Source organism: Micromonospora sp. HK10 (assembly GCF_000982955.1).
GTDB lineage: Bacteria > Actinomycetota > Actinomycetes > Mycobacteriales > Micromonosporaceae > Micromonospora.
On record NZ_KQ058900.1, the window covers coordinates 96,935 to 110,081 of the forward strand.

At 73.6% G+C, this 13,147-nt stretch carries 12 protein-coding genes; 8 read left to right on the plus strand and 4 right to left on the minus strand.

All coding sequences use genetic code 11. The features are described from left to right. The first annotated feature begins 204 nt into the window (after positions 1-204). The 6 genes from LQ51_RS30290 to LQ51_RS30315 all read left to right on the plus strand — a co-directional run bounded on the left by LQ51_RS30290 (position 205) and on the right by LQ51_RS30315 (position 5,549). Positions 205-1,224: an ArsR family transcriptional regulator gene (locus tag LQ51_RS30290; protein WP_046571637.1), complete on the plus strand. Its 1,020-nt coding sequence runs from the start codon at positions 205-207 to the stop codon at positions 1,222-1,224. Between the two features lie 128 nt (positions 1,225-1,352). Next, positions 1,353-2,363 (plus strand): ABC transporter ATP-binding protein, encoded by a 1,011-nt coding sequence (locus tag LQ51_RS30295; protein ID WP_046571639.1) that lies wholly within the window; start codon positions 1,353-1,355, stop codon positions 2,361-2,363. Then, entirely contained in the window at positions 2,360-3,130 is a 771-nt protein-coding gene (locus LQ51_RS30300; RefSeq protein ID WP_231605939.1) for an ABC transporter permease, read from the plus strand. The genes LQ51_RS30295 and LQ51_RS30300 overlap by 4 nt, the downstream gene beginning before the upstream one ends. An 11-nt stretch (positions 3,131-3,141) precedes the next feature. Beyond that, entirely contained in the window at positions 3,142-3,927 is a 786-nt protein-coding gene (locus LQ51_RS30305; protein ID WP_082159732.1) for an ABC transporter permease, read from the plus strand. Between the two features lie 300 nt (positions 3,928-4,227). Further along, the gene (locus LQ51_RS30310) at positions 4,228-4,668 is read left to right on the plus strand and encodes a carboxymuconolactone decarboxylase family protein (protein ID WP_046571645.1); all 441 of its coding nucleotides are present in this window, start codon (positions 4,228-4,230) and stop codon (positions 4,666-4,668) included. Then, positions 4,665-5,549, plus strand: coding sequence for an RNA polymerase sigma-70 factor (locus LQ51_RS30315; protein WP_231605940.1), 885 nt, complete (start codon positions 4,665-4,667; stop codon positions 5,547-5,549). The genes LQ51_RS30310 and LQ51_RS30315 overlap by 4 nt, the downstream gene beginning before the upstream one ends. A 54-nt stretch (positions 5,550-5,603) precedes the next feature. Here the strand turns inward: LQ51_RS30315 and ndk are convergent, their stop codons facing one another. Beyond that, positions 5,604-6,029: a nucleoside-diphosphate kinase gene (gene ndk / locus LQ51_RS30320; protein ID WP_046571648.1), complete on the minus strand. Its 426-nt coding sequence runs from the start codon at positions 6,027-6,029 to the stop codon at positions 5,604-5,606. A 144-nt stretch (positions 6,030-6,173) separates the two neighbouring features. Here ndk and LQ51_RS30325 point away from each other — a divergent pair, with 144 nt between their 5' ends. After that, a complete protein-coding gene (locus tag LQ51_RS30325) occupies positions 6,174-7,475 on the plus strand; it encodes a VOC family protein (RefSeq protein ID WP_046571650.1) in 1,302 nt (433 codons plus the stop codon). Between the two features lie 24 nt (positions 7,476-7,499). Here the strand turns inward: LQ51_RS30325 and LQ51_RS34680 are convergent, their stop codons facing one another. The 3 genes from LQ51_RS34680 to LQ51_RS30340 are packed head-to-tail and all read right to left on the minus strand — an operon-like array spanning position 7,500 to position 12,059. Then, positions 7,500-8,024, minus strand: coding sequence for a DUF4233 domain-containing protein (locus LQ51_RS34680; protein ID WP_046571701.1), 525 nt, complete (start codon positions 8,022-8,024; stop codon positions 7,500-7,502). A gap of 23 nt (positions 8,025-8,047) precedes the next feature. Beyond that, positions 8,048-9,382 carry a bifunctional folylpolyglutamate synthase/dihydrofolate synthase gene (locus tag LQ51_RS30335; protein ID WP_046571653.1) on the minus strand — a complete coding sequence of 445 codons (1,335 nt, stop codon included), beginning with the start codon at positions 9,380-9,382 and terminating at the stop codon, positions 8,048-8,050. A gap of 58 nt (positions 9,383-9,440) precedes the next feature. Further along, the gene (locus LQ51_RS30340; RefSeq protein ID WP_046571654.1) at positions 9,441-12,059 is read right to left on the minus strand and encodes a valine--tRNA ligase; all 2,619 of its coding nucleotides are present in this window, start codon (positions 12,057-12,059) and stop codon (positions 9,441-9,443) included. Positions 12,060-12,128: 69 nt separating this feature from the next. Here LQ51_RS30340 and LQ51_RS30345 point away from each other — a divergent pair, with 69 nt between their 5' ends. Next, entirely contained in the window at positions 12,129-12,806 is a 678-nt protein-coding gene (locus LQ51_RS30345) for a hypothetical protein (protein ID WP_046571656.1), read from the plus strand. The last annotated feature ends 341 nt before the right edge of the window (positions 12,807-13,147 follow it).

The window sequence follows — 13,147 nt, forward strand, 5'->3', positions numbered from 1 at the left end:
CGGCGTCCCGGGCCGGGCCCGCGGTACCACCCCGCTTGGCGGCCGAGGTGCGACCGCCCGCTCGTTGGCCGGCTGTGACGGGCCGGTCCCGTCCGGTTCTACTGGGCCGGTCACCCGGCTGTTCTTCCGGAGGCTCGCCGGTGATGGCCGGGTCGTCGCCTGTGTGCCATCCAGCGTACTCGACCGCCCGGCTAGGCTGCCGGCGTGATCCGGATCGAGTTGGACGAGCCCACCCTGGCCCGCACCCGGATCGCCACCAGCCCGCTCTGGGAGGTGCTGACCAGCCTGTACCTGCTGCACCGCCACCCGGGCGAGGCACCCTGGCCGTACACCGACTGGGCCCGGCACGCCCGACGGGTGCTCGCCGAGGTGCCGGCGACCGGGCCGGTCGAGGTGCTCACCGCCGAGTCGCGCTCGCCGGATTTCCTCACCCCGGTCCCGCCGTCGCCCACCCCCACGCTGGCCGAGGAGCTGGCCGTGCTGCGGGGTACCCCGGCCGAGGTGATCGCCGAGCAGATCCCCCGCTACCACGACCCGGCGGACCTGCCGGACTGGCTGCGCCCGTTCGTCACCGACCGGCAGGCCGCGCTGGACCGGCTCGCGGACGGCATCCAGGCGTACTGGGACGCGGCGATCGCACCCTGGTGGCCGGCGATGCGGGCGGCGCTGGACGAGGAGGTGCTGCACCGGGCCCGCGCGCTCGCCGCCGACGGCCCCGACGCGCTCCTTTCCGACCTGCACGACCGGGTGCGCTGGGAGCGTCCGGTGCTCACCCTGGTCAAGCCGCTGGAGCAGAGCTTCCAGGCGGTGAACCAGCGGCTGCTACTGGTCCCGCTGATCTTCTCCCGGGGCGCGTTGAACTGCTCCACCGACCATCCGGAGATCGTGGCCGTCTCCTACCAGGCGCGCGGCGCGGCGGTGCTGGCCGACCGGCCCGCGCCCGGCACCGCACCGGCCGTCCCGGGCGCCGACCGGCTGGCGGTGCTGGTCGGACGGGGCCGGGCCCAGGTGCTGCGGGCGCTGACCCGGCCGGCCACCACCGCCGGCCTGGCCGCCACCCTCGGCCTGGCCCCGAGCACCGTCTCGGAACACCTCGCCGCGCTGCTCGCGGCCGGGGTGGTGCACCGGCGCCGGGTGGGCCGGCGGGTGCTGTACGGCCTGGAGCCGGCCGGTGTGGCCCTGGTCACGCTGATCGGGGCCGACCCGGCCACCGCCTCCGCCTGAGGATTCGGCCCGCGCCGAATTCGTTTCCCCGCCCCACCCGCCGTCCCTAGATTCACCGGCATGAGCGAGCGGAACATCGGGTTCGGCGCGGCCGGACCCCAGCCCGCGCGGCGAGCCGGCGGGCCGGCATGAGCGGGTACGCGATCGAGGCGGTCGGGCTGCGCCGCACCTACCGCAGCCGCACCGGATGGTTACGACCCCAGCGCCGGGAGGTGGAGGCGGTCCGCGGCGTCGACCTGACGGTCGGCAACGGGGAGCTGTTCGGCCTGCTCGGACCGAACGGCGCGGGGAAGACCACCACGATCAAGCTGCTGAACACCCTGCTCATCCCGACCGCCGGCACCGCCCGGGTGTGCGGTCACGACGTGGTCACCCAGACCCGGGAGGTGCGCCGCCGGATCGGCTACGTCTTCGGCGGCGACCGGGGCCTGTACGACCGGCTCTCCGCCCGGGACAACCTGCGCTACTTCGCCGAGCTGTACGGCGTGCCCGCCCGGGAGCAGAAGCGACGCATCGCCGAGCTGCTGGACCTGGTCCGGTTGACCGGCCGGGAGCAGGAGCGGGTGGAGGGCTACTCCCGGGGGATGCGGCAGCGGCTGCACATCGCCCGGGGCCTGCTGCACCGGCCGCGGGTGCTCTTTCTCGACGAGCCGTCGATCGGGGTGGACCCGGTGGCCGCCCGGGAGCTGCGCCGGACCGTCGCCGACCTGGCCGCCACCGGCACCACCGTGCTGCTGACCACGCACTACATGGCCGAGGCGGACGAGCTCTGCGACCGGATCGCGGTGATCGCCAACGGCACCATCCAGGCCCTGGGTACGCCCGCCGAGCTGCGGCACCACGCCGACGGCCGGCAGGTGCTGGAGGTCGAGGCGTACGGGGTGGCGGACGCCCAGCTCGCGGCGATCCACGCCCTGCCCGGCGTCCGGGAGGCCAGTGTGACGGTCACCGGGGCCACCCAGGTGCTGACCGTGCAGTCCGACGCGGGGGTGGACGTGCAGGCGGCCGTGCTGCGCGAGCTGGACGGGGTCCGGCTGGGCCGGGTGACCGCCCGCCAGCCGACCCTGGAGGACGCGTACGTGGCGATCGTCAACCGGATCAACGCACCGACCCGACCGCTCGAGGCGGTGGGCGGGTGAGGCTGCTGCGCATGATCGCGGTGGGCCTGCTGCTGCACACCAAGCAGCTCACCCGCTCCCCGTTCGAGATCGCCACCGCGCTGATCGTGCCGGTGGTGCAGGCGACCCTCGCGGTCTACCTGTTCCGCGCCGGTGGCGAGCCCGGCCGGCTGCTGGAGGCCGCGGTGGGCGCGGGGCTGATGGGGGTCTGGTCGTCGGTGCTCTTCGGTTCCGGCGGCGCCATCCAGAACCAACGCTGGCAGGGCACCCTGGAGATGCTCATGCTGGCGCCCCGGCCGCCGGCGTTGATGATCCTGCCGATCACCCTGGCCACCGCGGTCACCGGCACGTACGCCATGCTCGCCACCCTGCTCTGGGGTCGGCTGCTCTACGGTGTGCCGCTGAATTTCGCGCACCCGCTGCTCTTCCTGGTCGCGGTCCCCGGTTGTGTGCTCGGCCTCGGCATGTTCGGTCTGCTGCTCGCCTCCACCTTCGTGCTGCTGCGCAACGCCAACGCGCTGGCCAACACGCTGGAATATCCGATCTGGCTGGTCTCCGGGATGCTGGTGCCGTTGACCGTGCTGCCCGGCTGGACGGGCCCGATCGCCGCGGTGCTGCCCACCACCTGGGGCGCCCGGGCGGTGCAGGAGGCGGCCAGCGGCGGCCCGGTCTGGCCGTCGCTCGGGCTCTGTCTGGCGATCAGCCTCGGCTGCCTGGTGGCGGGCGCCCTGATGATGACCCATGTGGAGCGCCGGGCCCGCGCCGCGGCGACCCTGGCGCTGGCCTGAGGAGGACGATGATGGCACTCTTCCGGCTGATCGGCACCGGCGGCGTGATCGCCTACCGGGCCCTGTTCAACTGGACCACCCCCTCGATGTTCATCGGCTCGCTGCTGGTCGGCCCGATCTTCCAGCTGCTCTTCTTCGCCTACCTGGGCCGGCAGCTCGGCGTCGCGGACGACCGCTTCTACATCGTCGGCAACGCGGTGCTCGCCGCCTCCCTCTCCTGCGTCTTCGGCGGCACCATGGCGGTGGCCAACGAGCGCCGCTTCGGCACCCTGGGGCACGTGCTGCTCTCCCCGCGCAGCCGCACCGCCGTCTTCCTCGGCCGGGTCCTCCCGTACGCCGGCAACGGGCTGCTCATCGCGGCCAGCACGCTGACGGTGGGCGCGCTGCTGCTCGGGTTGCGGGTGCCGGTGCGGGCCCTGCCGGGGCTCCTGCTGGCCCTCGCGGTGGCGGCCCTGGCCTGCGGGTTCTTCGGGCTCACCCTGGGCGCGCTGGGGCTGCGGTTCCGGGACGTCTGGGTGGTCTCGAACGTCTCGGTGGCGCTGCTGCTCCTGCTCACCGGTGTGAACGTGCCCGCCGCCGGGCTGCCCGGCTGGATGCGCGCGGTGGGTGAGGCGTTGCCGATCACCCACGCCGCCCGCGGCGCCCGCCAACTGGCCGCCGGCGAGGGGCTCGCGGCGGCCGCCCCGGCCCTCGCCGCCGAGGCCGCCGTCGGCCTCGGCTACGCGCTGCTCGCCGCCGCCCTGTTGAAGATCTTCGAGGCCGAGTCCCGCCGCCGCGCCTCCCTGGACGCCCTCTGACCCCGCCCTCTGACCCCCGCCCTCTGACCCCCGCCCTCTAACCCGGCCCTCTGATCCCGGCCTGCCTCTGACCCCCGCCCTCCAACCCGGCCCTCTGACCCCGCCCGGTGGCCGGGAACGGGACGGCCCGGTTCGGCGGCCACCGCCGACGACGTCCCGGTCAACCGCCGCCGGGGCGGGGTGGCCGGCCGGGAGCGGCGGTGCCGAGCGGCGGCATGACCACCGTCACAACGGCCTACTGTCACGCCGGCACCGCCGCCGTCCGTCGTACGGGTGCAAACCGAACCGAGGGAGGCCGAGATGAGTCGGATCAACATGGCGGCGGCGGTGCCGGAGGCGTACAAGGCGGTGCTCGGCCTGGAGAAGTACGTCCAGGCGAACGTCGACCACACCGTGCTGGAGCTGGTGAAGCTGCGGGCGTCGATGCTCAACGGCTGCTCGTTCTGCGTGGACATGCACAGCCGGGAGGCCCTCGCGGCCGGCGAGACCAGCCGCCGGCTCTTCGCGGTGGCGGCCTGGCGGGAGGCGCCGTTCTTCGACGAGCGGGAGCGGACCGCGCTGGCGCTGACCGACGCGGTCACCCGCCTCGGCGAGCACGGCGTGCCGGACGACGTGTGGGACGCCGCGGCGAAGGTGTGGTCGGAGCGGGAACTCGCCGACCTGGTCGTCGCGATCGCCACAATCAACGTGTGGAACCGGATCTCCGTGAGCACCCAGACCCAGCCGCCCCTCGAGGTGTGACCCAACCCGCGGCAGCACAGGCGGCCGGTGCGCTCACCGCGCACCGGCCGATGCTGCTCGGGCTCGCCTACCGGATGCTGGGCAGCCTGCACGACGCCGAGGACGTGCTCCAGGAGGCCTACCTGCGCTGGCTGGACGTGGACCGGGCGGCGGTCGCCGAGCCGCGCCGGTACCTGTCCCGGGTGGTGACCCGGCTGGCGCTGGACCGGCTGCGCGCGCGGCAGGCCGCCCGGGAGACGTACGTCGGGCCGTGGCTGCCCGAACCGGTGCCGACCGACCCGTCGCCGTTCGGGCCGCTGGACACCGTCGAGCAGCGCGAAACGCTCTCCACCGCGCTGCTGCACCTGCTGGAACGGCTCACCCCGCCGGAACGCGCGGTGTACGTGCTGCACACCGCGTTCGCGCTGCCGTACACCGAGATCGCCGACGTGCTGGACCGGTCGGTGGCGGACTGCCGGCAGCTGCACCACCGGGCGGTGGCCCGGATCCACGACGAGCGGCGGCGCTTCACGGCGGGCCCGGCGGAGCAGCGCAGGCTGCTCGACGCGTTCCTCGCGGCGGCCCGCGACGGCGACCTGGCCCGGCTGACCGACCTGGTCGCGGCCGACGCCACCGCGTGGAGCGACGGCGGCGGCCGGGTCCGCGCGGCGCTCAACCCGGTGTACGGGGCGGACCGGATCGCCCGTTTCTTCGCCGGCATCTACGGCCGCCGTCAGCGGCACGTCGGGGCGGCGCCGGTGGAGCTGAACGGCGCCCCGGGGCTGCTGCTGCGCTGGCCGGACGGGACCCGCTACACCCTCGCCGTCGCCGCCGACCGCGGCCGGATCACCGGCGTCTACCTGGTCGGCAACCCGGACAAGCTGACCCGGGTCGCCGATTGACCACGCGCGACGGCCCCGGTCCCGCGGTGCGGGCCGGGGCCGTCGACGGCGAGGTCAGGCCAGCTCGGGGAACCAGAGCGCGATCTCCCGCTTGGCGCTGTCCACCGAGTCGGAGGCGTGCACCAGGTTCTCCCGGTTGGACAGCGAGAAGTCGCCGCGGACGGTGCCGGCGGCGGCCTTGCGACCGTCGGTGCTGCCGATCATCGCGCGGACCACGTCGATCACCTGGTCGCCGGAGAGCACCAGGGCGACCAGCGGGCCGCCGGTCATGAACGCCTTCAGCGGCGGGTAGAACGGCTTGTCCACGTGCTCGGCGTAGTGCTGGTCGGCGAAGTCGCCGTCCATCGTCCGGGAGACCATCGCGTCGATCCGCAGCCCCTTGCGCTCGAACCGGGTGAGGATCTCGCCCACCAGACCGCGGCGGACCGCGTCGGGCTTGATGAGGACGAGGCTGCGCTCCTCGGGGCTGCTGCTGGACACGCTGGGTTCCTCCTGTGCGCGGATGCGGCGTCGGCTGGGTACGGTCAGCCTAGCGACCCGGTCCCGGCGCCGGGACGGCGGCTGCTCTTTCCCTTGGTCGCCGCCCCGGCCTAGCCTGGCCCTGGAACCCCTGGGAGGTCCACTGTGGCGAATGGCGGGAACCGAACCATCGCGCCGGTACGGAAACTGATCGGCGTGGTGCTGGGCACCGTGGCGACCTTCATCACGCTGTTCGGGCTGGGCATGACGAGCTGGGCGATCGTCGCGCTCGGCGTCGCGCTGCTGGTCCTGGCGATCGCCCTGGCCACGGTGCGCGGCGGCGGGCGCACCTGGGTGGTCGGGCTGGGGCACGTGCACAGCGCCTCCGAACCGCCCACCCAGTACGCGTTCGGCCGCTGCGAACTGCAACTGGTCATCGACGCGCCCGGGCTGCCGCCCCGGTCGAAGAAGATCATCGAGCCGCGGGTGCCGGTCGCCAAGTGGCCGTCGCTCGGCCAGGCCCTGCCGATCCGGGTCGCCCTGGACGACCAGCGCCACGTCCGGGTCCTCTGGGACGAGGTGCCCACCCACACGGAAAGTGCCGCCACCCTCGCCGACCTGCCGCCCGAGTACGGCGGGCCGGAGCCGGTGGAGGAGGTGCTGATCGGGCAGGAGGCCCCGCCGTGGGCCGGCCGCCGCCCGGAGGACGACTTCCGGGACGACTTCCGGGAGGACTTCCGGGACGCGTCGGATCCGCGGCTGGACGACGTGCTGCTGGGCGAGGAACGCGAGCCGGTGGTGGTGCACCAGCGTCCCGGTGGACCGAAGGTCGTCGAGGGCGAGGTCGTGGAGCCGGCGGCTGGCGGGTCGATGGCGGGCGGGCCGACAGCCGGCGGACCGATGGCGGGCGGGCCGCTACCCCGCCGGGCCACCCCCGCGCCGCGCCCGCCGGCCGAGGAGGGTTTCGAACCGATCGACCTACCGCTCGACGAGCCGGGGCCGGAGGCCGGCCCCACCGCCGAGGAGCTGGACGAGGCCATCTTCGGGCCGGCCGCCGACCCGCCCGCCGACGCGCCCGCCGCCGAGGCGGACAACCCGATCAGCGGGGTCGGGATCACCCTGCTCGTCACCGACCTGGACCGGTCCCTCGACTTCTACCGGGAGCTGGGCTTCGCCGAGCTCGATCGGGGCGCCGGCAACGCCGTTCTCGTCTCCGGACCGACCCGGCTCGTGCTGCGCCAGGTGACCGGGGCCGCCCCGATCAGCCGCCGGCTGGTCCACGTCAACCTGGAGGTCGCCGACATCCAGGCCGCGTACGAGCGGCTGCGCGGGTCCGGGGTCCGGTTCACGTACCCCCCCCGGGTGGTCAACCGGGGCAGCCGGCTGGAGGTGTGGGCGGCCGCCTTCAAGGACCCGGACGGGCACGGGGTGGCCCTCACCCAGTGGCGCAGCCTCACCGACGCCTGATCGGTCGGCGGCGTCGCGGGCCGCTCAGCCGAGGATGACCCGCCGCACGTGCAGCGCGTACGCCCACACCAGGGCGAACGTCACGCCCAGCACGAACAGCGACCAGTGCAGCAGCCCGGCGAGCATCAGCAGGCCCTGCAGGACCGTGCCGGCATGCCAGGCCCAGCGGCGCTTCATCTGACCGGCGAGCAGCACGCAGGCCACCGCCAGGGTGACGATCACCGCGATGGCCGGGCCGCCCAGGTCGCCGCCGACGACCCGGATCGGCTGGATGGCGAGCACCAGCACCAGCGCCTCGAGCGCGAGCGTGCCGGCCCCGAGCCCGCGGACGGCCTTCACCGGGTCCCGCAGCCCGGACCGCCGCTCCCCCGCCCCAGCCGGGACGCCCGCGTCGGCCTCGTCCGCCGGCCCACCTGCCCCGGCGGCACCCGACGGCCCACCGGCCCCGGCCTCTTCCGCCGGCCCACGGGCCCCGGCCTCTTCCGCCGGCCCACCGGCCGCTGCCGCGCGGTCACCGGTCGGGGCCGGCGGCCGGTTTCCCTCGGTCACCGGCCGGTCCTCCGCGGGGCCGGTCATCGCTTGAGCAGCCGGCGGGCGTCGGCCACGGTCACCACCGATCCGGTGATCAGGACGCCCACCCCGGCCAGCTCGCCCGGCACGTCCGACTCGGCCTCGGCGACCGCGGCTTCGATCGCGTCCGGCATCTCCTCGGTGACCTCCACCCGTTCCGGCCCGAAGATCTCCCGGGCCAGCTCGGCCAGTTCCTCGACGGCCATCGCCCGGGGCGAGCTGTTCCGGGTGACCACGATGGAGTCGAGTACCGGCTCCAGCAGCTCCAGCAGGCTGGCCGCGTCCTTGTCGCCGAGCACGGCGAGCACCCCGACCAGCTTGCTGAACGCGAACTCCTCCTGAAGCGCGGTGACCGTGGCGGCCATCCCGTGCGGGTTGTGCGCGCCGTCGAGCAGGATCGTCGGCGCGGTACGCACCTTCTCCAGCCGCCCCGGCGAACTGGTCGCGGCGAAGCCCTCCCGGACCGCCTCGATGTCCAGCTGCCGGCGGGCCCCCGCGCCGAGGAACGCCTCCACGGCGGCCAGCGCCACGGCCGCGTTCTGCGCCTGGTGTGCGCCGTGCAGCGGGATGAAGATCTCCTCGTACACCCCGCCGAGGCCCTGGATCGTCAGCACCTGGCCGCCGACCGCGACCGCGCGGCGCAGCACGCCGAACTCGGCGCCCTCCCGGGCCACGGTGGCGTTGACCTCGGCGCAGCGCTCCAGGATCGGGCGGGCCGCCTCCTCCTCCTGCGCCGCCGCGATCACGGTGGCGCCGGGGTGGATGATGCCCGCCTTGTGCAGCGCGATGTCCTCGATCGTGTCGCCGAGCCACTCGGTGTGGTCCAGCCCGATCGGGGTGATCACCGCGACGCCGGCCTGGATCACGTTGGTGGCGTCCTCCGCACCACCGAGCCCGACCTCCACCACGGCGACGTCGACGGGCGCGTCGGCGAACGTGGCGAACGCCAGCGCGGTGGTCAGGTCGAAGTAGGTCAGCGGCTCGTCGAACCGCTGGTCGACCAGCTCGGCGAGCGGCGCGATCTCGCGGTACGTGGCGACGAAGCGGTCCTCGCTGACCGGCTCACCGTCCAGGCTGATCCGCTCGCGCACGGTCTCCAGGTGCGGGCTGGTGTAGCGGCCGGTGTGCAGCCCGAACGCCCGCAGCAGCGAGTCGATCATCCGGGCCGTCGAGGTCTTGCCGTTGGTGCCGGTGAGGTGGATGGACGGGTACGCCCGCTGCGGGCTGCCGAGCAGGTCGAGCAAGCTCTCGATCTTCTCCAGCTCGAAGCGGATCCGGGTGAAGCCGCGCGCGTTGAGCGCGGCTTCCACCTCGGCGAATCCGGTGCGGTCGGTCATGCGGAGCCACCCTTCGTTCGCGACTGCGGGGCCCGCAGCACCGGCTCTCTGCTGGCGCTCACGAGGGCAGCGCCGCCAGGGCGGCGTCGATCCGGATCAGGTCCGCCTCGGCCACCGCCAGCCGCTCGCGGATCTTCGCGACCACCGGCTCGGGGGCCTTGCCGACGAACGCCGGGTTGTCCAGCTTCGCCCGCGCCTGCGCGGCCTCCTTCTCGGCGGCCGCCCGGTCCTTGGTGAGCCGGGCCCGCTCGGCGGCCACGTCGATCGACCCCCGGGTGTCCAACGCCACGCTGACCTCGCCGGGCATGGCGAGGGTGGCGCTGGCCTGGAAGTCGTCGCCGGGCGCGTCGAGGCGGACCAGCGAACGGATCAACGGCTCGTGCGCGGCGATGCCGGCGCCGGCCAGGCCGTCCAGCCGGGCCGACACCCGCTGCGTCGGGCGCAGCCCCTGGTCGGAGCGGAACCGCCGGATCTCGGTCACCACCCGCTGCAGGGTGCCGACCTCGCCCTCCGCGGCGTCGTCGATCCGGGTACGGTCGGCCGCCGGCCACGCGGCCGTCATCACCGTCTCCCCGCCGGTGAGCGCGGTCCACAGCTCGTCGCTGACGAACGGGATGACCGGGTGCAGCAGCCGCAGCAACTGGTCCAGCACGTGCCCGAGCACCCGGCGGGTGGCGTCGGCGGCCGGCCCGCCCTCGGCGAGCACCGGCTTGCTCAGCTCCACGTACCAGTCGCAGACGTCGTCCCAGGCGAAGTGGTAGAGCAGATCGCAGACCTTCGCGAACTCGTACGCCTCGAACTGCTCGTCCACCTCGGCGGTGACGTGCGCCAGCCGGGACAGGATCCACCGGTCGACGGTCGACAGCTCGGTCGCGGCCGGCAGCGGCCCATCGGTGTGCGCGCCGTTGAGCAGCGCGAACCGGGTGGCGTTCCAGAGCTTGTTGCAGAAGTTGCGGGAGCCCTGGCACCACTCCTCGCTGACCGGGACGTCCTGGCCGGGGTTGGCACCCCGGGCCAGCGTGAACCGGGTGGCGTCGGCGCCGAACCGGTCGATCCAGTCCAGCGGGTCGACCACGTTGCCGAAGGACTTCGACATCTTCTTGCCGTGCTCGTCGCGGACCATGCCGTGCAGGGCCACCACGTCGAAGGGCTGCACGCCGTCCATCGCGTAGAGGCCGAACATCATCATCCGGGCGACCCAGAAGAAGAGGATGTCGTAGCCGGTGACCAGCACGCTGGTCGGGTAGAACTTGGCCAGGTCCGGGGTGCGCTCCGGCCAGCCCAGGGTGGAGAACGGCCACAGCCCGCTGGAGAACCAGGTGTCCAGGACGTCCTCGTCCTGCCGCCAGCCCTCGCCGGTGGGCGGCTGCTCGTCGGGGCCGACGCAGACGATCTCGCCGTCCGGGCCGTACCAGACCGGGATGCGGTGGCCCCACCAGAGCTGCCGGGAGATGCACCAGTCGTGCATGTTGTCGACCCAGGCGAAGTAGCGCTTGGCCAGCTCGGCCGGCTCGATCGCCACCCGCCCGTCGCGCACCGCGTCGGCGGCGGCCTTGGCCAGCGGGGCGGTGTTGACAAACCACTGCAGCGACAGCCGCGGCTCGACCGTGGTCTTGCACCGCGAGCAGTGCCCGACCGCGTGCACGTACGGGCGCTTCTCGGCGACGATCAGGCCCTGCTCGCGCAGCGCGGCGACGATCGCCGGGCGGGCCTCGTACCGGTCCAGGCCCTGGAACGGACCGGGCGCGGTGATGATGCCCCGCTCGTCCATGATCGTCAGCGCCGGCAGGTCGTGCCGCTGGCCGATCTCGAAGTCGTTCGGGTCGTGCGCCGGGGTCACCTTGACCATGCCGGTGCCGAAGCTCGGGTCGACGTGCTCGTCGGCCACGATCGGGATCCGCCGGTCGGTGAGCGGCAGCTCCACCTCGGTGCCGATGAGGTGCCGGTAACGCTCGTCGTCCGGGTGCACCGCGACCGCGGTGTCGCCGAGCATGGTCTCGGCCCGGGTGGTGGCCACCACGACCTCGTCGCTGTAGCGGATCGAGATCAGCTCCCCCTCGTCGTCGGTGTGTTCCACCTCAATGTCTGAGAGCGCCGTGAGGCAGCGCGGGCACCAGTTGATGATCCGGTTGGCCCGGTAGATCAGGCCGTCGTCGAAGAGCTTCTTGAACATGGTCTGCACGGCCCGGGACAGGCCCTCGTCCATGGTGAAGCGCTCCCGGTCCCAGTCGACCGCGTCACCGAGGCGCCGCATCTGGCCGAGGATCGCGCCGCCGGACTCGGCCTTCCACTGCCAGACCCGCTCGACGAACTTCTCCCGGCCCAGGTCGTGGCGGGACAGGCCCTCGCCGGCGAGTTGCCGCTCGACCAGGTTCTGGGTGGCGATGCCGGCGTGGTCCATGCCGGGCAGCCAGAGCGCCTCGTAGCCCTGCATCCGCTTGCGCCGGCTCAGCGCGTCCATCAGGGTGTGCTCGAACGCGTGGCCCATGTGCAGCGAGCCGGTCACGTTCGGCGGTGGGATGACGATGGTGAAGGGCGGCTTGTCGCTCTCCGCCGACGCCCGGAAGTGCCCGGCGGCTACCCACTGCTCGTACCGTCGCTGCTCTACCTCGCCGGGCTGGTACTGGCCGGCAAGGGTCGGGGCGTCGGGGCGTCGGGCATCCAGTCTCTCGGTCACCCTGAAAGTCTACGGAGCGCTTTCGGAGACCTGACGTGAGCCACCTCCTGTTCGCGTACGGTGGCGGACATGTCCGACGCGCACCTGACCGAGCGGCCGGTCGACGACGGTCCCGATCCCGTCGAGCTGACCGACGAACCGATCCAGCTGAGCCGCCGCGACCCGGCGAACGAGCCCGAGCCGGGCCGCGGCTCGCGCCGGCGCCGGATCGCCCTCGCCGCCGTCCTGGTGGTCGGGCTGGCCGGGCTGGGGGCGCTCGGGGTGGGTGGCTGGCGGGTGCTCCAGCAGAAGGATCCGCGGCTCAGCACGCCGGCCGAGGTGGCCGGGTTGCACCGGGACGACAGCGACCGGGCCCGGAGCACCGCGGACTATCTGCGTGACGGCTTCGCCGCCGACATCGAGCTGGACCGCAGCTTCGGCACCGTGTACGCGGATCCGGCCGACGCGAAGCGTTCGGTGCTGGTCTTCGGTGGCGCCACCCTGCTCTGGCAGCCGGAGCGGGACCTGGACAGCCTCTTCGGGCTGATGGCGGACGAGACCGGCAAGGTCACCGGCCTGCGCGAGGTGGACGCCGGCCGGCTGGGCGGAGTGATGAAGTGCGGTACGACCAACGGTGACGGTGGCGACTTCGCGGTGTGCGGCTGGGCCGACCACGGCAGCGTGGTGATGGCGATCTTCCCGAACCGGTCCGTCGACGACTCGGCCGCGCTGTTCCGCCGCATGCGGGAGGCCATCGAGCGCCGCTGACCGACCGCCACGATCCGGCAACCCGCATCCTGGTTGGTGCTGTTTGCGGCAGGTCGTGGTTTCGGGGCGCTCGGAAGTCCCGGGCTGCGGCACCCGGTGTCGTGGTTGGTGCTGTTTGCGGCGGGTCGTGGTATCGGGGCGCTTGGGAAGCCCCGGGCTGCGGCAACCGGTGTCTTCCGTTGGTGCTGTTTGCGGCAGGTCGTGGTGTCGGGGCGCTGCGAAGCCCCGGGCTGCGGCACCTTTGGTTGGTGCTGTTTGCGGCAGAACGTGGTTTCGGGGCGCTGGGAAGCGCCGGGGTGCGGCGATTGGTGCCGGTCCTTTTTGGGGTTTCGGGGTGGGGA

Excerpts from the sequence above, each read along its gene's own strand:
- LQ51_RS30295 (WP_046571639.1), top strand. The coding sequence starts at position 1,353 with ATGAGCGGGTACGCGATCGAGGCGGTCGGGCTGCGCCGCACCTACCGC.
- LQ51_RS30345 (WP_046571656.1), top strand. The coding sequence starts at position 12,129 with ATGTCCGACGCGCACCTGACCGAGCGGCCGGTCGACGACGGTCCCGAT.
- LQ51_RS30305 (WP_082159732.1), top strand. The coding sequence starts at position 3,142 with ATGGCACTCTTCCGGCTGATCGGCACCGGCGGCGTGATCGCCTACCGG.
- LQ51_RS30310 (WP_046571645.1), top strand. The coding sequence starts at position 4,228 with ATGAGTCGGATCAACATGGCGGCGGCGGTGCCGGAGGCGTACAAGGCG.
- LQ51_RS30335 (WP_046571653.1), bottom strand. The coding sequence starts at position 9,382 with ATGACCGACCGCACCGGATTCGCCGAGGTGGAAGCCGCGCTCAACGCG.